Annotated in this window: 20 protein-coding genes and 1 tRNA gene; 19 read left to right on the forward strand and 2 right to left on the reverse strand. The window is 69.4% G+C overall.

All coding sequences use genetic code 11. From position 1 onward, the window contains the following. Positions 1-11: 11 nt before the first annotated feature. The 4 genes from recO to ACYVGI_RS06560 are packed head-to-tail and all read left to right on the forward strand — an operon-like array spanning position 12 to position 2,414. Positions 12-752, forward strand: a complete 741-nt coding sequence (recO, locus tag ACYVGI_RS06545; RefSeq protein ID WP_402849756.1) for a DNA repair protein RecO — start codon at positions 12-14, stop codon at positions 750-752. Then, positions 749-1,558: an isoprenyl transferase gene (locus tag ACYVGI_RS06550; protein ID WP_460631832.1), complete on the forward strand. Its 810-nt coding sequence runs from the start codon at positions 749-751 to the stop codon at positions 1,556-1,558. The genes recO and ACYVGI_RS06550 overlap by 4 nt, the downstream gene beginning before the upstream one ends. Before the next feature lie 20 nt (positions 1,559-1,578). Continuing rightward, positions 1,579-2,250 carry a DsbA family oxidoreductase gene (locus tag ACYVGI_RS06555; protein ID WP_460631833.1) on the forward strand — a complete coding sequence of 224 codons (672 nt, stop codon included), beginning with the start codon at positions 1,579-1,581 and terminating at the stop codon, positions 2,248-2,250. Then, positions 2,247-2,414, forward strand: coding sequence for a hypothetical protein (locus ACYVGI_RS06560; RefSeq protein WP_460631834.1), 168 nt, complete (start codon positions 2,247-2,249; stop codon positions 2,412-2,414). The genes ACYVGI_RS06555 and ACYVGI_RS06560 overlap by 4 nt, the downstream gene beginning before the upstream one ends. Positions 2,415-2,471: 57 nt before the next feature. Here ACYVGI_RS06560 and ACYVGI_RS06565 read toward each other — a convergent pair whose 3' ends face one another. Continuing rightward, positions 2,472-3,365, reverse strand: coding sequence for an endonuclease domain-containing protein (locus tag ACYVGI_RS06565; RefSeq protein WP_460631835.1), 894 nt, complete (start codon positions 3,363-3,365; stop codon positions 2,472-2,474). 164 nt (positions 3,366-3,529) lie between these two features. Next, on the reverse strand, positions 3,530-4,093 hold the full coding sequence (locus tag ACYVGI_RS06570) for an aminoacyl-tRNA deacylase (protein ID WP_460631836.1): 564 nt from the start codon (positions 4,091-4,093) through the stop codon (positions 3,530-3,532). Between the two features lie 32 nt (positions 4,094-4,125). Here ACYVGI_RS06570 and dusB point away from each other — a divergent pair, with 32 nt between their 5' ends. The 15 genes from dusB (at position 4,126) to ACYVGI_RS06645 (ending at position 21,620) form a co-directional block, all read left to right on the forward strand. Continuing rightward, the gene (dusB, locus tag ACYVGI_RS06575; protein ID WP_460631837.1) at positions 4,126-5,316 is read left to right on the forward strand and encodes a tRNA dihydrouridine synthase DusB; all 1,191 of its coding nucleotides are present in this window, start codon (positions 4,126-4,128) and stop codon (positions 5,314-5,316) included. Between the two features lie 91 nt (positions 5,317-5,407). Then, entirely contained in the window at positions 5,408-6,700 is a 1,293-nt protein-coding gene (locus tag ACYVGI_RS06580) for a deoxyguanosinetriphosphate triphosphohydrolase (protein ID WP_460632415.1), read from the forward strand. A gap of 83 nt (positions 6,701-6,783) precedes the next feature. Continuing rightward, the gene (locus ACYVGI_RS06585; protein WP_460631838.1) at positions 6,784-8,085 is read left to right on the forward strand and encodes a DUF4282 domain-containing protein; all 1,302 of its coding nucleotides are present in this window, start codon (positions 6,784-6,786) and stop codon (positions 8,083-8,085) included. A gap of 280 nt (positions 8,086-8,365) precedes the next feature. Further along, complete coding sequence (gene dnaG / locus ACYVGI_RS06590; RefSeq protein ID WP_460631839.1) at positions 8,366-10,264, forward strand: DNA primase; 1,899 nt, start codon at positions 8,366-8,368, stop codon at positions 10,262-10,264. A 199-nt stretch (positions 10,265-10,463) separates the two neighbouring features. Further along, positions 10,464-12,098 (forward strand): ABC transporter substrate-binding protein, encoded by a 1,635-nt coding sequence (locus tag ACYVGI_RS06595; RefSeq protein WP_460631840.1) that lies wholly within the window; start codon positions 10,464-10,466, stop codon positions 12,096-12,098. Between the two features lie 87 nt (positions 12,099-12,185). Next, complete coding sequence (locus tag ACYVGI_RS06600; RefSeq protein ID WP_460631841.1) at positions 12,186-13,286, forward strand: ABC transporter permease; 1,101 nt, start codon at positions 12,186-12,188, stop codon at positions 13,284-13,286. A 1-nt stretch (position 13,287) separates the two neighbouring features. Then, a complete protein-coding gene (locus ACYVGI_RS06605) occupies positions 13,288-14,337 on the forward strand; it encodes an ABC transporter permease (RefSeq protein WP_460631842.1) in 1,050 nt (349 codons plus the stop codon). Further along, positions 14,334-16,025, forward strand: a complete 1,692-nt coding sequence (locus ACYVGI_RS06610; protein WP_460631843.1) for a dipeptide ABC transporter ATP-binding protein — start codon at positions 14,334-14,336, stop codon at positions 16,023-16,025. The genes ACYVGI_RS06605 and ACYVGI_RS06610 overlap by 4 nt, the downstream gene beginning before the upstream one ends. Positions 16,026-16,034: 9 nt before the next feature. Beyond that, on the forward strand, positions 16,035-16,889 hold the full coding sequence (locus ACYVGI_RS06615) for an ATP-binding cassette domain-containing protein (protein WP_460631844.1): 855 nt from the start codon (positions 16,035-16,037) through the stop codon (positions 16,887-16,889). A gap of 140 nt (positions 16,890-17,029) precedes the next feature. After that, entirely contained in the window at positions 17,030-17,938 is a 909-nt protein-coding gene (locus tag ACYVGI_RS06620; protein WP_460632416.1) for a D-isomer specific 2-hydroxyacid dehydrogenase family protein, read from the forward strand. A 95-nt stretch (positions 17,939-18,033) separates the two neighbouring features. Further along, positions 18,034-18,106 (forward strand) — tRNA-Asn (locus ACYVGI_RS06625). Between the two features lie 165 nt (positions 18,107-18,271). After that, on the forward strand, positions 18,272-19,453 hold the full coding sequence (locus ACYVGI_RS06630; protein WP_460631845.1) for a sensor histidine kinase: 1,182 nt from the start codon (positions 18,272-18,274) through the stop codon (positions 19,451-19,453). A gap of 30 nt (positions 19,454-19,483) precedes the next feature. Next, positions 19,484-20,146 (forward strand): response regulator, encoded by a 663-nt coding sequence (locus tag ACYVGI_RS06635; RefSeq protein WP_460631846.1) that lies wholly within the window; start codon positions 19,484-19,486, stop codon positions 20,144-20,146. Positions 20,147-20,288: 142 nt separating this feature from the next. Then, positions 20,289-20,609 (forward strand): SHOCT domain-containing protein, encoded by a 321-nt coding sequence (locus ACYVGI_RS06640; protein WP_460631847.1) that lies wholly within the window; start codon positions 20,289-20,291, stop codon positions 20,607-20,609. 99 nt (positions 20,610-20,708) lie between these two features. Continuing rightward, complete coding sequence (locus ACYVGI_RS06645; RefSeq protein WP_460631848.1) at positions 20,709-21,620, forward strand: sensor histidine kinase; 912 nt, start codon at positions 20,709-20,711, stop codon at positions 21,618-21,620. Positions 21,621-21,639 lie beyond the last annotated feature (19 nt).

Genomic DNA, 21,639 nt, shown 5'->3' on the forward strand with positions numbered 1-21,639 from the left:
GATACTGGAGTGTGCCTGTCTACCGTGATGAAGCCGTCGTGCTCCGCACCCACAAGCTGGGGGAAGCCGACCGCATCGTCACCATGCTCACCAGGCAGCACGGCAAGGTCCGGGCGGTCGCGAAAGGGGTGCGGCGCACCGCATCCAAGTTCGGGTCGCGGCTGGAGCCGTTCATGGTCGCCGACGTGCAGTTGTACGAGGGCCGCAGCCTGGATGTGGTGACGCAGGCCGAGTCGCTCGGCGCGTACGGCGCGCTGATCGCGGACGACTACGCCAGCTACACGGCGGCGAACGCGATGGTCGAGACCGCGGACAGGCTCACCGAGGCGGAAGCGTCCCTGCAGCAGTACCTCCTGCTGGTCGGCGCGCTCCGTTCGCTGTCGAAGCGCGAGCACGGCGCATCCCTCACCCTCGACTCGTACCTGCTGCGGGCGCTGTCGCTCGCGGGCTGGGCGCCGAGCTTCCTCGACTGCTCCCGGTGCGGCACGGCGGGCCCGCACGACCATCTGGTGGTGCAACTCGGCGGCGTGGTCTGCGACGACTGCGCGCCGCAGGGGGCGCCCCGGCTGGATGCGCAGACCATCGCGCTGCTCGGCGCCCTGCTCACCGGAGACTGGGCGGCGGCGGACGAGACGGACGACAACACGCGGTCGAAGGCGAGCGGCGTCGTCGCCGCGTACACGCAGTGGCACCTGGAACGCGGGCTGCGCTCGCTCCAGCACGTGCAGCACGAACGGAAAGCGAACGGATGAGTCCCAAGCCATACACGCACAAGGACGCGGTGGAGTTCCGCCCGCTCGACTGGACAGGCGTGTACCCGCCCGCGATCCCGGTCGCCGCGGTGCCCGATCACGTTGCGATCGTGATGGACGGAAACGGCCGCTGGGCCAACGGCAGAGGGCTGACCAGGATCGAGGGCCACAAGGCAGGGGAGGCGTCCCTGCTCGACGTGGTCGCCGGCGCCATCCAGATCGGCGTCAAGCACCTCAGCGTGTACGCGTTCTCCACCGAGAACTGGAAGCGCTCACCCGACGAGGTCCGCTTCCTGATGGGCTTCAACCGGGATGTGCTGCACCGCCGACGCGACCAGCTCAACGAGTGGGGTGTCCGCGTGCGCTGGGCCGGGCGGAAGCCGCGACTCTGGTCGTCGGTGATCAAAGAGCTGCAGTTCGCCGAGAAGCTCACCGCGGGCAACGACGTGCTCACCCTGACCATGTGCGTCAACTACGGCGGCCGCACCGAGATCGCGGATGCGGTGCGCAGCATCGCGGAAGACGTGGCGGCCGGGCGGATGAAACCGTCCGCGGTCAGTGAGAAGAGCATCCAGCGTCACCTGTACGCCCCCGACCTGCCGGACGTCGACCTGTTCGTGCGCAGCTCGGGCGAGCAGCGCACGAGCAACTTCATGCTGTGGCAGAGCGCGTACGCCGAGATGGTGTTCCTCGACACCCTCTGGCCCGACTTCAGCCGCGCCGACCTGTGGAACGCGATCGACATCTACGCCAATCGCAACCGCCGCTTCGGCGGGGCAGTGGATGCGCCGGGAATGAAGGCGTGACCGCATCCGTTGGCCCTGGTGTGAGTGAACCCATCAAGATCGACATCTGGTCCGACATCGCCTGCCCGTGGTGCTACATCGGCAAACGCAAGTTCGAAGCGGGAAGCGGCCTGTTCGCCGGTGGCGGAGACGACCGCGCCGTCGAGGTCGAGTACCACTCGTTCGAGCTCTCGCCGGACACCCCCGTCGACTTCGACGGCAGCGAGATCGACTTCCTGGCCGGGCACAAGGGGATGCAGCCAGAGCAGGTGCAGGGGATGCTGGAGCGCGTCACCGGCATCGCGTCGTCGGTCGGACTCGACTACGACTTCGACGTCCTCAAGCACACCAACACCGTCAAGGCGCACGAACTGTTGCACTTCGCGAAGGCGAACGGCAGGCAGCTCGAGCTCGCGGAGCGCCTGTTCAAGGCGTACTTCGTCGAGGGCAAGCACGTCGGCCGCATCGAGGACCTGGCCGATCTGGCCGCCGAGGTCGGACTCGACCGTGCTGCGGCCGTCGCCGCTCTGGAATCGAACGAGTTCCTCTCCGACGTGCGTGCCGACCAGTCGCTGGCGCAGGAGTACGGCATCCAGGGCGTCCCGTTCTTCGTGATCGACGGCCGCTACGGCGTCTCGGGCGCGCAGGACGCGGCGACGTTCGCGCAGGTGCTCGAGCAGGTCTGGACCGAGCGCGCCGAGGTGACTGCGTGAGCGCGGTGGATGCGGGTGCGCCCGCTGCGCCCGCTGCGCCTGCCGTTCCGGCAGCCCCGTCCTTTCCGCTGATCGCCCTCGGCGACGTGAACGCGGCCGCATGCGAAGGCGATGCGTGCCTCATCCCCAGCGCTGGTCCCGCGGCGGAGGCGCCCGCATCCTGAATCGAGTGGTCCCGAATTGCCGTGCGACCGCACGTGCACACGGCAATTCGGGACCACTCATTCGCTGAGGGCGGCCCGCACGCGCCGGACTGCTTCGACGCCGCCGTCGCGAAGGTGGGAGCGGTTCACGCGGATCACCCTCCACCCGAGGCTCTCGATCCGCCACAGCCGGTCGACGTCGGCGGCGTATTGCGCTGCATCCAGCCTGTGCTGCTCGCCGTCGTACTCGATGACGATGCCGTCCCGCTCGTACACGAGGTCGCCGAAGGCGACGAAGGCGCCCGCCGCATCGGTGAGCGGTGGGTTGACCAGCGGCTCCGGAAGCCCGGCTCGGACGAGCGCAAGCCGGAGGACGGTCTCCATCGGAGAGTCCGTCCGCGGACGGATCAGCGCGAGCGCGTCGTGCATCCGCCGCACACCGGGACGGTGGCGCGCGCCGCGGACGGCAGACTCCAATTGGTCGACGTCGGAGAGAGGCGCGTTCCTGCGCACGAGCGCGTCCCCGGCCTGAACGAGCTCGTCGAGCGCGAGCGTGGCCGCGAGTTCGCACCACACTTCGACGGCGCCCGGGATGCGGAGCCCGCCGCGCTCCCGGATGCTCGCGGGGTCGACCCGAAGCTGGTGGCCGATGACCCCCTCGCTCTTCGGCGCGCGAAAGGGCGGGACGACGGCCACATGGAGAGTGGATGCGTCCTCCTCGCGGGCCGGCAGCGGCAGTCCGAGGATGCGCGCCGCAGTGGTGTGGCTGAAGAAGTGCCGCTCATCGAACCGGGTCTGCGCAGCCGCGCACCGTTCGGAGAACGTGTCGTCCGACGCGGCCCGCACGCCGTGGAAGGGTTTTGCCAGGTCGCGTCGTCGCAGCCGGGAGTGGCGCATCCCGGCACGGAGCGCATCCGTCGTCGAGAATGCTCGGTCGCGGAACGCGAGAGGCAGTGGTGCGGGCGTCGGCATCCACACACCGTGCCACAGTCGCGCACCCGCTCGCAGAAGTTGTCCACAGCCCTGCGTTGAGTGGTCCCGAATTGCCGTGCGCCCCCGCGCTCGCACGGCAATTCGGGACCACTCAATGCTTTGTGAGGCGGGTGGGGGAACGCTTAGCGGCGTGCGGGGGTTGGCTACTCCGGGTCGGTGATGTCGGCGACGGTGGCCTCGTATGCGGCGACGAGGTCGTCGGCGTCCACGAACAGGGAGTAGCCGTGCTGGCCGGCGCCCATCGAGACGGTGCGGCCGGGGATGGACGCGTCGGCGACGACCGGCCAGGCCGTGCGGCTCCCGAACGGGGTGATGGTGCCGCGTTCGTACCCTGTGGCTTCGAACGCGACGGACGCATCCGGGAGCTGCAGCTTGTTGACGTGCAGCACGGCGCGGAGCTTCGGCCAGGAGATCTTGCGGCCGCCCGGCACGAGGGCGAAAACGAAGGTGTCGTCGCTGCGCTTGACCACGAGTGTCTTGACGATGTCGGACGGCGCGATTCCGAGGAGCTGCGCCGCCTCCTCCAGGCTGCGGGCGGCCGGGCGTTCGATCACCCGGATGCTCACCCCGCGGGCCTCCGCGTCCGCCTCGACGCGCGCCCTGCCGCTGTCCGCGGGTGCTCCGTCGAATGCTGTGTCGGGTGCTGCGGCGTTGTCCACAGCCAGCCTTTCGCCCTGATTCTCCCCAGCTTCTGGTCGCTCGGTCATGCTGCTCCGCTCTATCTGGGAGAATTGAGGAAATGACTACTACAGCAACGATAAGCCACGCGCCACAGTTGACCATCGGTCCGCTGGCCCTCGACGTGCCCGTCGTGCTGGCGCCCATGGCCGGGATCACGAACACCGCGTTCCGCAGGCTCTGCCGCGAGTTCGGCGCCGGTCTCTACGTGAGCGAGATGATCACCTCGCGCGCCCTCGTCGAGCGCACCCCGGAGTCCCTCCGTCTCATCACCCACCACGAGTCGGAGACGCCGCGCTCCATCCAGCTCTACGGAGTCGACCCGAAGACCGTCCGCGAGGCGGTCACCATGCTCGTCGCGGAGGACCGCGCCGACCACATCGACCTCAACTTCGGCTGCCCGGTGCCCAAGGTCACCCGCAAGGGCGGGGGAGCCGCGTTGCCCTGGAAGCTCGGGCTGTTCCGCGAGATCGTCGAGGGAGCAGTGGATGCGGCGGGCAGCATCCCGCTCACGGTCAAGATGCGCAAGGGCATCGACAGCGACCACCTCACCTATCTCGAAGCGGCGAAGGCGGCCGAGGGCGCGGGGGTCGCATCCATCGCCCTTCACGCCAGGACGGCGGCCGAGTTCTACTCCGGCCACGCGGACTGGTCGGCCATCGCCAAGCTCAAGCAGACCATCACCGGCACGCCGGTGCTCGGAAACGGAGACATCTGGTCGGCGGCCGATGCCATCCGGATGGTCGAGGAGACGGGCTGCGACGGCGTCGTCGTCGGTCGCGGCTGCCTCGGTCGTCCGTGGCTGTTCAGCGACCTGGCCGCGGCGTTCCGTGCGCGAGCGGGCGAGATCGACGCCGCGGAGGCCGAGCGGGCGCAGGCGCACCCGTCGCTCGGGCAGGTCGCCGCCACCTTCCGCCGCCATGCCGAACTGCTCGTCGAGTTCTTCGACAGCGAGGAGCGGGGCTGCCGCGACATCCGCAAGCACGTCGCCTGGTACTTCAAGGGCTACCCGGTGGGCGGCGACCTGCGGGCGAGCCTCGCCACTGTCGACACGCTCGCGCACCTGGACGACCTGCTCGCCACGCTCGACTGGGATCAGGAGTACCCGGGAGAGGCCGCGGAGGGCCAGCGCGGACGAGCGGGCAGCCCGAAGAAGCCGGCGCTGCCGGACGGCTGGCTCGCCAGCCGCGACCTCGACGGGTTCCAGCGCGCAGAGGTCGCCGACGCGGAGGTGCACAACAGTGGTGGATAGCCCGGTGGTTCATGGCGTCGGGCACGATGCCGATCACGCGCACGGCGATGCTGCGGGCGCTGGGCTCGCGGGCTCAGTGGCCGCGGGCTCAGTGGCCACCGGCTCAGGGGCCACCGGCTCAGGGGCCACCGGCGGGGGCTCGGGCTCCGGGTACAGCGAGCACGATCGCGAGCGCTGGCTGCCTGAGCAGCACTCCAGCAGGCGCAGCGACTTCGCTCGCGACAGGGCGAGGCTGCTGCACTCCAGCGCGCTGCGGCGTCTCGCGGCCAAGACGCAGGTGCTCAGCCCGACGGCGGGGCTCGACTTCGCCAGGAACAGGTTGACGCACTCGCTCGAGGTCGCCCAGGTGGGGCGCGAGCTCGCCAACAGCCTCGGTCTCGACCCGGACATCGTCGACACGGCCTGCCTCGCACACGACATCGGCCACCCGCCGTTCGGGCACAACGGCGAGAGAGCGCTCAACTCCTGGGCAGACGACATCGGCGGCTTCGAGGGCAACGCGCAGACCCTGCGGCTGCTCAGCAGGCTCGAGCCGAAGGTGTTCGGCCGCGACGGGCGCCCGTACGGCCTCAACCTCACCAGGGCCAGCCTCGACGCGAGCTGCAAGTACCCCTGGCCGGACAGCTCGTCCGTCGCCGACCCCAGCGGTCGCGCCAAGTTCGGCTTCTACCGCGACGACAACGCGGTGTTCGAGTGGATGCGCGCCGGCGCTCCCGACCGCGTGCGCTGCATCGAGGCCCAGGTGATGGACCTGAGCGACGACATCGCGTACTCGGTGCACGACTTCGAGGACGCGGTCGTCAACGGCTACATCGACGTCGCCGCGCTCGGCAGCAGGGTCGACCATGACGACCTGGTGCGGTCGATGTACGACTGGATCGGCGGGGAGTTCAGCCACGACGAACTGATTGCGGCGTTCGACCGGCTCGACAACCTCGACATCTGGCTCGATGGCTGGGACGGAAGCCGCCGCTCGCAGGCCAGGCTGAAGAACCTCACCAGCCAGCTCATCGGCCGGTTCGCGCACGCCGCCGTGCACGCGACCAAGGAGAACTCCGGCAGCACGAACCTCATCCGGTTCGGCGCCGACGTGGTGGTCCCCGCCCCGATCCAGGCCGAGATCGCCGTGCTCAAGGGCATCGTGGCGACGTTCGTGATGTCGAAGAACACGCGCCAGCCGATCTACGCGCAGCAGCGCCAGATCCTCACCACGCTCGCCGACCTGCTCTACTCGCGCGGCCCGGCAGAGCTCGACCCCGGTTTCGCCGAGGACTGGAAGGATGCGGGGGACGACACGCAGCGCAAGCGCGTGATCGTCGACCAGGTCGCAAGCCTCACCGACCAGTCTGCCCTCAGTTGGTACGAGCGGCTGGTGCAGCACTGAGCGGCGCCGATGAGTTCACTCAGCGGGCTTGAAACGCCGACCCCAGTGCAGAATGCTGGAGTTCTCGGCATCGAGAGGAAAAGATGAGCACCCCACTACCCCCGGCGAACGGCGACCAGCCGACGCCCGACGATGCCACCAGCCCGGTCGAGCCAGCCCCGGTCGAGCCTGCCGCGGCCGCGCCTACCGCTGACGCGGCCGCGCCCGGCGCTGACGCTGTCGAGCCTGGCACTGACGCTGACGCGGCCGCGACTCCGGCCAAGCGCGCGACGACGCGCGCCACACGCGCCGCGGCGAATGGCACGGCGAAGAAGCCGGCCGCGGGCGCTGCGGCTCGGAACGCGTCTGCCGCGGATGCGACGGCTCCGAAGACGCCAGCGCGGAGGACTGCGTCGAAGACGCCCGTCGCACCTACGACTCCCGCCGCCAAGGCCGTTTCGAAGACGCCCGTCGCACCTACGACGCCCGCCGCACCTACGACTCCCGCCGCCAAGGCCGTTTCGAAGCCGCCTGCCGCGCCTACGACGCCCGCCGCTTCCAAGGCCACCGCCGCTTCCAAGGCCGCCTCCGCGGCGAAAACCACGCCGACCGCGCGCACCAAGCGTGCGGCGGCGAACAAGCCAGCCCCCGCGGCCCCGAACGGGGAGGCTCCGTCGATCATGGATGCCGCGCTCGGCGCAGCGAACCCGATCGCGGCTCCCGTCGAGACCCAGGCACCAGCCTCTGCTGCGACGCCCTCGGAAGCGGCGACTCCTGCAGCCTCCGCCACACCCGCGGTGGAACCTGCGTCAGCAGTGATCGATCCCACCGCCACCGCTCCCGCTTCCAGTGCCACCGCCGCCCCCGACGCCACTGCCACCCCCGCCACTCCCGCCACCGCCGCCACCACCGCCGAGACCGTGCGCCTTCCGGAGAGTGTCGTCGGCGGGCAGGGCATCCCCGGCGGGGCGACGCCTGCGCCGCCGCCGTCCGCACCGGCGTGGCCGGGCGCGCCCTCAGCGGCGGACGCTGCCGCCGGCGCTCCGGTGGCCGGGCACGGTCGCACCGTCTCCGACTTCGCAGACCGGCTCGATGACACGCGGTTCTTCTCGTCGCTGTTCGACTTCACGTTCACCAACTACGTCACGCGCAAGCTCGCCGGGCCCGTCTACGTGGTCGGGCTGGTGCTGATCGGGCTGAGCACCCTGCTCTCGCTCGTCTACAGTCTGACGCTCGCCATCGGCACGCACTCCGTCGTCGGCGCGTTCGTGTTCCTGTTCGGCGTCATCATCACCCTCGTCGGCGCCATGCTGAGCGTGCTTCTGCTGCGGGTCGGGATCGAAGTGTTCGTCGCGATCATCGAGATCGCCCAGAACACCAGGAAGCGCTCGAAGCAACGCGATTGACGCTGCCAGTCAGCGGCCAGTCTGACCGCCGCCCAGCCAGGCGCCGGCCCGACCGCCTTGCGGATCGCCGCCCAGCCAGGCGCCGGCCCGACCGCCTTGCGGATCGCCGCCCAGCCAGGCGCCGGCCCGACCGCCTTGCGGACCGCCGCCCAGCCAGGCGCCGGCCCGACCTCCTTGCGGACCGCGTTTCCGGCCGCCCCTCCGAGCATCAACCTGGCCGCTGGGCCACGAGATACCACGACACGCGAGAAGAGTCGCTGCGGCTCAGTAGAATCGTTCTATGGCCGGCCGAATTCGACAGAGTGACATCGAAGAGGTCAAAGCCCGCACCAACATCGCCGACATCGTCGGCGACTACGTGAGCCTCAAGTCCGCCGGTGTCGGGTCGCTCAAGGGTCTCTGCCCCTTCCACGACGAGAAGAGCCCGAGCTTCACCGTCCGTTCCGCCGTCGGGCGCTACCACTGCTTCGGGTGCGGCGAGGGCGGGGACGTCTACGAGTTCCTCCAGAAGCTCGACCACGTCTCCTTCACCGAGGCCGTCGAGCGACTGGCTGCTCGAATCGGATACCAACTGCGTTACGAGGACGGCACGGGCGGCCCGTCCGAGCACGGCAACCGCGCGCGCATCCTGGCCGCGAACGGTGCAGCAGAAGAGTTCTTCCGCGACAGGCTCGGCTCGCCGGAGGCGGAGATCGGTCGGCGGTTCCTGGGGGAGCGCGGCTTCGACGCCATCGCCGCCGGCCGCTTCGGCGTCGGCTTCGCCCCCAAGAGCTGGGACGAGCTCACCAAGCACCTGCGCGCACAGGGCTACACCACCGAGGAGCTCACCACCGCCGGGCTCGTGTCGCAGGGTGACCGGGGAGTCTATGACCGGTTCCGCGGGCGACTGATCTGGCCCATCCGGGATGTGACAGGCCAGACCATCGGATTCGGCGCGCGCCGCCTGCTCGACGACGACAAGGGCCCCAAATACCTCAACACCCCGGAGACACCGGTCTACAAGAAGGCGCAGGTGCTCTACGGACTCGACCTCGCCAAGCGTGACGTGTCGAAGCTCGACCAGGTGGTCGTGGTCGAGGGATACACCGACGTCATGGCCTGCCACCTGGCCGGCATCACCACCGCTGTCGCGACCTGCGGCACCGCGTTCGGCGTCGACCACATCAAGGTCATCCGGCGCATCATGGGCGACGACAACAGCACAGGCTCCGTCATCTTCACCTTCGACCCGGATGCGGCCGGTCAGAAGGCCGCGACCCGCGCGTTCGGCGAAGAGCAGCGCTTCTCCGCCCAGACCTACGTCGCTGTCGGCCCCGACGGGCTCGACCCGTGCGACCTGCGGCTCGCGAAGGGCGACGATGCCGTGCGCCGGATGATCGACGCCAAGAAGCCGATGTTCGAGTTCATGATCAGGCAGGTGGTCGATAAGTACGACCTCGACACTGTGGAGGGACGCACAGCGGCCATGCGCGGGGGAGCACCGATCGTCGCGACCATCCGCGACCCAGCCTCCCAGAACGGGTACGCTCGCGAGCTCGCGCGGCTGTCCGGCGCCGACCTGCAGGACACGCTACGAGCCGTGCAGGCCGCCCGCCGCGGCGAGCAGCGCGCAGAGCAGAACGCGGGACGGGCAGGGCAGCGACCGGCGGGGGGAGCCGAGCAGCGCGGCCAGCAGGGCGAGCTCGGCCAGGACGGGACCGCATCCACTGCTGTCGTGCATCAGGCCGATCTGCGCGATCCGACGCAGCGCACTGAGCGCGAGTCGCTCATGGTGCTGCTGCAGCTTCCCGCCGAGGTCGGGCAGGAGCGAGCGGCGCGCGCCGTGCAGGTGCCGTTCGTGAACCCCACGCACGCCGTCATCAAAGACGCGATCGCCAGCCAGCTCACCACCATGACAGAGCCGGGCTGGGTCGACCGGGTGCTCGCGGAGGTGCCCCAGGGCTACGGGCCGACCGTCAACGCCCTCGCCGTCGGCACCCTCCCGCAGGCGGCGGGCGACGTCTCCCGGTACGCCCGCTCGATCGTCGACGGCCTGATCGACCGCGATCTGCTCCGCGAGAAGGCAGAGCTCACCAACAGGCTCGCTCGCACCGATCATCAGGAGACAGAACTGCGCCGCTCGCTGCAGGTCGCGATGGCGTCGATCGACGCCGAACGGATGCGGTTGCGCGGAGAATAGGGCATCAAAGCACTTTTCGTGTGCATCATGCGCACATGAGCGCAGTTATGTTGCACTAACGTAAAGATCTCGCTACGAAGTGCATTCGGATGCATCCACCGCGCGCATTTCGTGTTAGGACATACCTACGCGATTCGGCACCGCTGCAGATCTCTGCGCGCCGAGTCAGTGACCCCACACCAGGAAGAGGTACTCGGATATGAGATCCGCACACATCAGCGGCAAGCGCCTGCTGGCCGTGTCCGCCGCACTCGCGGCGACGGCCTTGGTGCTCGCCGGCTGCTCCGGGAGCAACAACAACAGCTCCGGCGGCAGCGGTGGAACGTTGACCATCGGCACCACCGACAAGATCACCTCGATCGACCCGGCCGGTTCGTACGACAACGGTTCGTTCGCAGTGATGAACCAGGTCTACCCGTTCCTTCTGAACTCGCCGTACGGCAGCCCGGACGTGAAGCCCGACATCGCGGCGAGCGCCGACTTCACCTCGCCGAACGAGTACACGGTGAAGCTCAAGCCAGGACTCAAGTTCGCCAACGGCCACGACCTCACCTCCTCCGATGTGAAGTTCACCTTCGACCGTCAGAAGAAGATCAACGACCCGAACGGTCCGGCGTCGCTGCTCGCGAACCTCGACAGCGTGTCGGCCCCGGACAAGACCACGGTCGTGTTCAAGCTCAAGGTCGCCAACGACCAGACCTTCGCGCAGGTGCTCTCCAGCCCCGCCGGCCCGATCGTCGACGAGCAGGTCTTCTCGGCCGACAAGGTGACGCCCGACCAGACCATCGTCAAGGGTCACGCGTTCGCCGGTCAGTACGACATCACCAGCTACGACTTCAACAACCTGATCGCGTACAAGGCCAACCCGAACTACCAGGGCCTCCTCGGCAAGCCGGCCACCGACAAGGTGAACGTCAAGTACTACGCCGAGTCGTCGAACCTGAAGCTCGACATCCAGAAGGGCGCGATCGATGTCGCGTTCCGCAGCCTCACGGCCACGGACGTCGACAGCCTCTCCACCGACAAGAACGTCAAGGTCGTGAAGGGCCCGGGTGGCGAGATCCGCTACATCGTGTTCAACTTCAACACCATGCCGTACGGTGCGACCACGCCGGAGGCCGACGCGAAGAAGTCGCTCGCCGTCCGTCAGGCCGCTGCCGACCTCGTCGACCGCGCGACCATCGCCAAGCAGGTCTACAAGGACACGTACACCCCGCTCTACTCGTTCGTCCCCGAGGGCCTGACCGGCGCGACCACCGTGCTCAAGGACCTCTACGGCGACGGCAACGGCGGACCGAGCCTCGACAAGGCGAAGGCTGCGCTGCAGGCCGCTGGCGTCACCACGCCCGTCGCGCTCAACCTCCAGTACAACCCGGACCACTACGGCCCGTCCTCGGGCGACGAGTACGCGCTCGTGAAGGAGCAGCTCGAGGCCGGTGGCCTGTTCAAGGTCAACCTGCAGTCGACCGAGTGGGTGCAGTACTCGAAGGACCGCACCGCGGACGTGTACCCGGCGTACCAGCTCGGCTGGTTCCCCGACTACTCGGACGCTGACAACTACCTGTCGCCGTTCTTCATCAAGGACAACTTCCTTGCGAACCACTACGACAACCCGGAGGTCCAGTCCCTCATCGAGCAGCAGCTCGGCGAGACCGACGCGGCCGCCCGCACGAAGCTGATCGAGGAGATCCAGGCGAAGGTCGGGGCCGACCTGTCCACCCTGCCGCTGCTGCAGGGCGCCCAGGTCGCCGTGGTCGGAAAGACGGTGAACGGCGCCGACAAGACGCTCGACCCGTCGTTCAAGTTCCGCTACGCTGCCCTCTCCAAGGGCTGATATCAGCAGGCTAGCCAGCTAGCCGACCGGGGGCGGTCCGCACAGCGCGGGCCGCCCCTCTCCTCGAACCACCCACGATTGGCTTCCATGACAGCGACTGTCACCGGCCCGGCCGCGCCAGCAGCGCCCGGTCCAGAACGAACCAGGACGAAGCAGCGGCGATCGGGAGGCGGCCTCGGCCGGTACATCCTGGTCCGTGCCCTCCTGATCATTCCGACGATTTTCATCCTCGTCACCCTCGTCTTCTTCCTGATGCGCTCGACGGGCGACCCGATCACCGCGGCGCTCGGCGGCAAGCTGCCTCCCGCGCAGTTGCAGCAGCGCATCCACGAGGCCGGATACGACCGGCCGCTGCTCGTGCAGTACTTCGACTACCTCGGGCAGATCCTGCGCGGTGACTTCGGCACCAGCTTCACCGACCACCAACCGGTCACGCAGATCCTGCTCACCTACGGTGCGGCGACGCTGGAGCTCGCGTTCTACGCGCTCATCGTCGCCTTCATCGTCGGCATCCCGCTCGGCATGGTCGCCGCGTACTTCCGCGACAAGGGCCAGGATGCGTCCCTCCGCGTCTTCGCGATCCTCTGCTACGCGACGCCGGTGTTCTTCGCGGGCCTCCTGCTCAAGCTGGTGTTCTCGATCTGGCTGAACTGGCTTCCCGTCGCTGGGCGCGCATCCACCAGCTCAGAGCTGGAGATGCAGCTCCTGCCCAACAAGACGGGCATCTACCTGATCGACGCGTTCCAGACCGGCGACCCCGCTGTGGTCGGCGACGTGCTGACGCACGCGATCCTTCCCGCCGTCGCGCTCGGACTGCTCACCGCCGGCGTGTTCCTGCGGCTGGTGCGCACCAACGTCATCGGCACCCTCTCCACCGACTATGTGGATGCGGCCAGGTCGCGCGGCGTCAGCGAGTTCCGGCTCGTGCGCAAGCACGCATACCGACCGGCTCTCATCCCGATCATCACCGTGATCGGCCTGCAGATCGCGCTCCTCCTCGGCGGCGCGGTGCTGACGGAGACCACCTTCGAGTGGAAGGGCCTCGGCTTCCAGCTCGCGCACTACCTGCAGGCGCGCGACTTCGTCGCCGTGCAGGGCATGGTCGCCCTGCTCGCGGTGGTCGTCGCGCTCACCAACTTCATCGTCGACATCATCGCGGCGCTCATCGACCCGAGAGTGAGGTACTGAGATGGCGAAGCGCAGCATTCTGGACAGGCTCCCCATCGTCCACCAGCTCCGGCAGAGCGTCGGACTGCAGCGTGGGATGCTCGTGGCCGGTCTGGTCATCACCGGCGTCTTCATCCTGGTCGCGATCTTCGCCCCGCTGATCGCGCCGTACGGTTTCGCTCAGTTGCGGGATGCGAACGGCCAGTTCGGTTCGCAGCAGCCGCCGAGCGGCGCGCACATCTGGGGGACGACCGTCGGCGGCTACGACGTGTTCTCGCGCACGATCTGGGGAGCGCAGACCGCGATCTCCGTGATCATCGTCGCGGTCATCCTGTCGATCTTCGTCGGCATCTTCCTCGGTCTGGTCTCCGGCTACTTCGGCGGCTGGCTGGACAGGGTCCTCGTGGTGGTCTGCGACGCGATCTACGCGTTCCCGTCGCTGCTGCTGGCGATCGTGATGGCCATCGTCATCAGCGGCGGCCAGTCGAACCTGTGGGGCGGCATCCTGGCGGCGGCGATCTCGATCACCGTGGTGTTCATCCCGCAGTACTTCCGCGTCATCCGCGCGGAGGCCGTGCGGATCAAGGCGGAGGCGTACGTCGAGTCGGCGAAGGTGGTCGGCGCGAGCAACAGCCGCATCATGTTCCGCCACGTGCTGCGCAACTCGACCCGTACGCTGCCGCTGATCTTCACGCTGAACTCGTCCGAGGCGATCCTGACGCTCGCAGGGCTGGGCTTCCTCGGGTTCGGCATCGAGCCGACCGCGGCCGCCGAATGGGGCTACGACCTCAACAAGGCGCTGTCGGACGTGACGAGCGGCATCTGGTGGACCGCGGTGTTCCCCGGCGTCGCGATCGTGCTGGTGGTGCTCGGCATCACGCTCGTCGGTGAGAGCCTGAACGACCTGGCCGACCCGCGGCTGCGCGGTCGCCGTGCCGTCGCTCAGGCGGCGGGAACGGTCGCGGAGACCTCTGTGGTCCCCGGCGGAACGCTGGAGGCCGGTCCGGGAGGGCTTGACGGCCTCGAGGGCGGGGAATCTTTCGACGAACACGGAATCGAGGTCAAGCCATGAGCGACGTCGTACAGATCGACAACCTGGTGGTCTCGTTCTCCACCGACGCCGGCGCCGTGAAGGCCGTCGACGACGTGTCCCTGCGGGTCGCACCCGGCGAGGTCCTGGCCATCGTCGGCGAGTCCGGCAGTGGCAAGACGGTCACGGCCAAGACCATCCTCGGGCTGCTGCCGGAGACGGCCACGGCCTCCGGCGCTGTGATCCTGCGCAGCAAGGACGGCCAGAGCGAGGCCGACGTCATCAGCCTGAGCAAACGGCAGCTCCGCGAGGTGCGCGGCACGGACGTCGCCATGGTGTTCCAGGAGCCGTCCACCGCGCTCAACCCGGTGTACCCGGTGGGCTGGCAGATCGCCGAGGGCCTGCGCGCCCACAGCAAGATCTCCAAGAAGGCCGCGCAGGCGCAGGCGGTCGAGATCCTCCAGCGGGTGGGCATCCCGGAGCCGGAGAAGCGGGTCAAGTACTACCCGCACCAGTTCTCCGGCGGGCAGAAGCAGCGCATCGTGATCGCGATGGCGCTGGTGCTGAACCCCGGGCTGATCGTGGCGGACGAGCCGACGACGGCCCTGGATGTGACCGTGCAGGCCGAGATCCTCGACCTGCTGCGCCGCTGCCGCGACGAGTTCGGCGCTGCCATCGTGCTCATCACGCACAACATGGGCGTCGTCGCCGACCTCGCCGACCGGGTGGCCGTGATGTACCAGGGCAAGCTCGTCGAGGAGGCGGATGCGCGCACCCTGTTCGCGTCCCCGCAGGCCGACTACACCAAGAAGCTGCTCGCGTCGGTGCCGAAGATCGGGCAGGGGCTCTCGTCCACCCAGGACAGGGCCGCAGCGCGCGGGACGGACTGGGACCAATCCGTTCCCGTCGTGAAGGCCGAGGGGCTGCGCATCCAGTATCCGGGGCGGCTCGGCCGGCCCGGCTTCGTGGCTGTGGACGGCGTCGACTTCGAGATCCGCGCCGGGGAGGTGCTCGGCCTCGTCGGGGAGAGCGGATCGGGCAAGACGACGATCGGACGCGCCATCGGCGGCCTCAACCGGGTCACGGGCGGTTCGCTGCGGGTGCTCGGTCACGAGATGAACGGCGTGAAGGAGCGGCAGTTCAAGCCGGTCAGAAGCGACATCGGCTTCGTGTTCCAGGACCCTGCGTCGAGCTTCAACCCGCTGCTGACCATCGCGGACTGCGTGGCCGAACCGCTCGTCGTGCACGGTCGCGCATCCAGTCCGGCGGATGCACGGAGCAGGGTCGACGACCTGCTGGAAGCCGTGCAGCTCCCCAAGAGCTACGGCGACCGCTTCCCGCACGAGCTGAGCGGCGGGCAGCGCCAGCGCGCCAGCCTCGCCAGGGCGCTCGCCCTGGAGCCGACGCTGCTGATCGCGGACGAGCCGACCTCCGCACTCGACGTCTCCGTGCAGGCGCGCGTGCTGGAGCTCTTCGCCGAGCTGCAGAGGGAGTTCGGGTTCGCGGCGCTCTTCATCAGCCACGACCTTGCGGTCGTCGACATCCTGGCCGACCGGATCGCGGTACTGCACCGCGGCAAGCTCGTGGAGGAGGGGACGGGCGCGCAGGTGCTCGGCAACCCGCAGCAGGCGTACACCCAGCGCCTGCTCGCCTCGCTGCCCGTGCCTGATCCGATCGAACAGGCCGACCGGCGGGAGACCCTGCGCGCTTTGCGAGCGGAGAGCGCCTAGGGTCGTTGTGTGAGTTCCAACCCCGCGATCGTCGTCAGCGACCTGTCCGTCGAATACCCAGCGCGGGGCCCGAGCGCCTCCTGCGTCGCCCTCCGCGGCATCAACGTCCGCGTGGAGACGGGGGAGGTGCTCGGCGTTCTCGGGGAGACCGGCTCCGGCAAGTCGACACTGGCGGCGATCCTGGCCGGCCGTGGTCTGCCGCTGCGCGCTTCTGAGCCGGGCCCGCGGATCAGCGGAGGAGACGCGACCGTGCTGGGCAAATCGCTCCGCAAGGCCAAGAAGCGCGATGTCGCCGAGGTCACCTTCCACGTCGGCTATCTGGCCCAGGATGCGGCCAACACCCTCGAGCCGTCGCTGACCATCTCCGACAACGTCGCCCTGCCGATCTTCGAGCGCGACGAGCACTACAGCAGGCGCGCCGCCGGGGAGCGGGCGGCGACGATGCTCGACACCGTGCACCTGCCGCTCAGCGTGCTGAACAAGTACCCGTACGAGCTGAGCTCCGGGCAGCGACAGCGCGTTGCGCTCGCGCGTGCACTGGTGCTCGGTCCGTCCGTGCTCGTCGCCGACGAGCCGACCGCAGGCATCGACGCGACGGTGCGGGATGCCGTCATCGACCTGCTCGCGCAGCTCCGCGACCACGAGGGATTCTCCGCCGTGCTGGTCAGCCACGACCTGTCGGTGCTCCGGAGGGCGAGCGACAACACCATGGTGCTGCAGGGCGGCCGTGTCGTGGGCTACGGGCCGATCGAGGACGTGCTCGCCGACCCGCAGCATCCCTTCGTCGACGGGCTCGCGAAGGCACTGAAACCACCGCAGCGCCGCACGGAGCGACGCCCGAGACGTTCGGAGAAGAACCGATGACCGCCGAGAACACTGCCAGCACCGCCGACACCGCAGACACCGCCGCAGCGTCCGCCGCCGTGCGGCAGCACCGCGCCGTCCTCGCGGTCGAGGCGGAGCCGCTGCCCGACGACAAGCGGCCAGAGCCCGGCCCCATCGCCATCATGCCGACCGAGGAGCAGACCTTCGCCGACGCCGTGCACGCCGGCGGAGGGACGGTCGCTGCGCTCTCCGACGCGACGCGCGGCTTAGTCTGGCTGACCTACCGGGATGCGCACGGTCTCGCGGAGACGCTGGAATCGCATCCTCAGATCGGTTGGGTGCAGTTGCCGTACGCCGGGGTCGACGCCTTCGCCGACATCCTGGCCGCCGAGGACAGGCCCGGCCTCGTCTGGACGAGCGCGAAGGGCGCGTACGCGCAGCCGGTGGCCGAGCACGCCCTCGCGCTCACGCTGGCGCTTCTGCGTGTGCTGCCGAAGCGCGTCGTCGCCCGCTCCTGGGCCACCGAGCAGGAGGGCCGCTCACTGTACGGCCTGCGCGTCGTGATCGTCGGCGCAGGAGGCATCGCGCTGGAGTTGATGAAGCTGCTGGAGCCGTTCGGGACGGACATCACGATCGTCCGCCGTTCCGCCGACCCCGTCGCCGGCGCGAGCCGCACGGTGACGGCGGACCGTCTCGCCGAGGTGCTGCCCGACGCCGACGTGGTGGTGATCGCCGCCGCGCTCACCGGAGGCACGCACCACCTGTTCGGCGAACGGGAGTTCGCCGCGATGAAGGAGACCGCCTACCTGGTCAACATCGCCCGCGGCGGCCTGGTCGACAGCGACGCGCTCGTGACCGCGCTCGCCTCCGGCGTCATCGCGGGAGCGGGGATCGACGTGACCGACCCCGAACCGCTGCCGGATGGGCACCCGCTCTGGGAGGAGCCGAACTGCCTCATCACGCCGCACCAGGCGGACACGCCGGAGATGACGGCGCCGCTGCTGGCCGAGCGCATCCGCCTCAATGCGCGCGCGTTCCTCGACGACGGCCGGTTCGTCGGCGTGGTCGATCCGGCGGAAGGTTACTGACGATCGGTGCTTCCGCGAGCGACGCGCGCGGGCGTCCCGGCCGATTTTTGTTGGCCGAGGATTCCTTGCTAGAGTAGCTACGCTGATTCAAGCATTCCTCGATAGCTCAATTGGCAGAGCAGCCGGCTGTTAACCGGCAGGTTCTTGGTTCGAGTCCAAGTCGGGGAGCGTTGAACCCCCGAACTTCCCCGGAAGTTCGGGGGTTTCCTCGTTAACCATCACGCATATGTCCTGTAAGGCATACACGACGCGCACCCGTGTACTCCCGGGGGAGTAACCGAGAACCTCCTCCCGGCGGTCGTCGCTTTCCGTCCCGCTCGTTAGCATGGACGGATGGCCTGGAGCGCGGATGAGCAAGCACGGCTCGCGCGCGCCGAACGGGGCTGGACAAACCGCCCCCGGCCCCCCGCCGCCCGCTGGTTCCCGGTCGTCGTCGCCGCCCTCATCCAAGTGCCCGGCCTCGTCATCGCCTTCCACGACGCCAGACGGGATGCACTCTCGCTCGCGTTCGTGCTGGTCGCCTTCGCGTCGTCGTTCGTCCTCCTCGCCGCCAGGAAGCATCCGGGTGTCGTCGTCGCGGTGATCGGGCTGCTGTGCGCGCCCGCCATCGCTGTGAGCGCCGGCCCGCCGTTCGCGGCGGTGCCGCTCGCCTTCGCCGTGGTCAGCGCCGTGGTGCGCGGAGCGCGGGTGTGGGCGTGGTGGACACTCGCCGGGCTCGCCGTGCTCGGGCCGCTCGCGGCATACCTGCTGAGCGTGCAGCCCACCGCGATCATCCGGCCGTTGATCGTCGCGCTCATCCTGCTGCTGCTGGTGGGCGTCGGCGAGGCGATCCGCAACAGACGGGAGCGCTACCGAGAACTGTCGCGCACGATCGCGGCCAGGCGGGAGTCGGCCGCGGAGGCGGAGCGGCTGCGCATCGCCAGGGAGCTGCACGACGTGCTCGCGCACTCGCTCTCGCAGATCAGCGTGCAGGCCGGTGTGGGGCTGCACCTGTTCGACTCCCGGCCGGACAAGGCGCGGGAGAGCCTGGAGGCGATCAGGTCGACCAGCGGGCAGGCGCTGGAAGAGGTCAGGGGAGTGCTCGGCTTCCTGCGCTCTGAGGGCGACGGGGCCGCACGGGCGCCGGAGCCGGACATCGACCGCATCCCGGTGCTGGTGGAGACGTACCGGCGGGCCGGGCTCGAGGTGCGGTACGAGAACACGCTCAGCACCGTCCCCGCGCCCGCGATCCAGCTCGCGGTCTACCGGATCGTGCAGGAGTCTTTGACGAACATCGGCAGGCACGCCCAGGCGACCCATGTCTGGATCGCGCTCGGCCAGGACGACCGCGAATACGTGGTCTCCATCATCGACGACGGACGCGGCCTTCCGGACGACGATGACCTCGGCGGCGGGATGCTCGGGATGCGCGAGCGCGCCGAACTGCTCGGCGGCCGGTTCGAGGCCGTGTCCGAGGAGGGCGGGGGAGTCACCGTGACCGCCCGCATCCCGATCAGGACGGCGGGCGCCGCGTGATCCGGGTGCTGCTGTGATCCGGGTGCTGCTGTGATCCGGGTGCTGCTGGCCGACGATCAGCACCTCGTGCGCGCGGGCTTCCGCGCTCTGCTGGAGGCGGAGGACGGCATCGACGTGGTGGGCGAGGCGGCGACAGGACAGGCCGCCGTCGCGCTGGCGAAACAGCAGCGGCCGGACGTGGTGCTCATGGACATCCGGATGCCGGACGGCGACGGGCTGTGGGCCACCGAGGAGATCGTCCGCGACGCAGAGCTGGCGGACACGCACATCGTGATCGTGACCACCTTCGAGCTCGACGAGTACGTCGCCCAGGCGATCACCGCCGGCGCGAGCGGGTTCCTGGTGAAGGACACAGAGCCGGTGGATCTCATCCGGGCGGTGCGGGTCGCAGCCGCGGGGGATGCGCTGCTGTCGCCCGGCGTGACCAAGCGGCTCCTCGAACGCGTGGCGGGCGGGCTGCGACCCGCGCCGCCGACCACGGCCCTGGATGCGCTCACCGAGCGGGAGCGGGAGGTGCTGGCGCTCGTCGGCCAGGGGCTGAGCAACGGCGAGATCGGCGAACGGCTCTACCTCAGCCCGCTCACGGCGAAAACCCACGTCTCCCGGATCATGCAGAAACTGGATGCGCGCGACAGGGTGCACCTCGTGGTGCTCGCCTACGAGAGCGGGCTCGTGCAGCCGGGGTGGCAGTAGCGGGAGCTGCGCTCGGCACTCGTTCGTCCCGCGGGAGTACGCGGAATCACTCCGCCCGGCCGATTCGCTCGGCACCGCATCCGACGAGGCTGATGGTGACGGTTCGCATCCGACGCGAACCGCAGTCACGATTGGAATCATCATGCTCAGCACCATCGCCGCGACCACCGTCGCCGCCCACTGGGTCGGCCCGTGGGCGGGAGGGTTCGGCTTCCTGTTCCTCCTCATCCCGCTGTTCTGGATCGCCGTGTTCGTCCTGATCTTCGCGTTCGCCGGACGCCGCTGGCGTCGAGCAGCCGCCGCGGGCTACGGCCCTGGTTACGGCCGCGGCTGGGGCGGCCCTGGCGGCACCAGGTCGGCCGAGGCCACCCTCGCGGAGCGCTTCGCACAGGGCGACATCGACGAGGTCGAGTACCGCGCCAGGCTCGAAGTGCTCCGCGCCAACCGCCCGTCAGGGCAGTAGCACGCGGGACGGCGACGGCGGCACGAGAAGCGGGCTGTCGGGCGGGCGGATATGATCGTCCGGGCCGACGACCCCCGTCACGGCCGGAAGGATGAGGCTATGAACGCTCTGTCAGCGGCGGACGCCAGGAGCCTCGCGCTCGTGCTCGCCATCGCCGGAGCCGCGCTCCTCGTCGCCGCCGTCGTCTTCCTCGTGCTCTGGCTGCGCTCGCGCCGTTCGCACGTCCGGCTGAGCGGCCAGCGCGAGGAGAGCGAGTGGGACCGCATCGACAGAGAACTGGAGCTGGCGGAGCAGGCCGGCCGGTTCCGCATCGTGCGCGAACTCGGCGACGTCGCCATCCAGTCGGTGTCGCGCCTGGCGTCGCAGGCGGAGGGCATCCGCTACGCCGCCGCCTCCGACCCGGACGCCGCAGCACGTTCCGTGGCGGCACTCGAGACCTCGGCGCGGGATGCGCTCGGCGACCTGCGGCGCATCCAGACCGTCGTCCGCGACGGCGAGAGCGCCGCGATGCCTCAGCCCAGCCTGCACTCCGCCCGCGACCTGTTCCGGGTGATGCGGGACGCGGGACTCGACGTCACGTTCACCGAGTCCGGCGACCGTTTCGACCTCCGCCAGGGCGCGGAGCTCGCGGTGTTCCGCATCCTGCAGTCCAGCCTGGAGAACGCGCTCAAGCACGGCGGCCCCGGCACCGCGGTCTCGATCGGCTTCACCTGGACGGGCGACGGCCTGCAGGTCAGCGTCGACGACGACGGCATCCGCTCGGCCGCACGCCGGATGGGGCTCGACGGCGCCGCGGTCGACCAGGCGACGCAGTACACGATCGAGGAAGACCTGCGGGCTCTCACCGAGACGTACGACGGGGCTGGACTCACCGGGATGCGCGAACGTGCTGCGCTGTTCGGGGGCGTGCTCAACGCATCCACTGTTCCCGGCGTCGGGTTCTCGCTGTCGGTGGTCTTCCCAGCACTGAAGTTCCACAACGGGGTGCACGGGGTCGACCTGGGGCGGTGACGCTGGCTCGCGCCCGCTC

The organism is Leifsonia lichenia, from assembly GCF_054780215.1.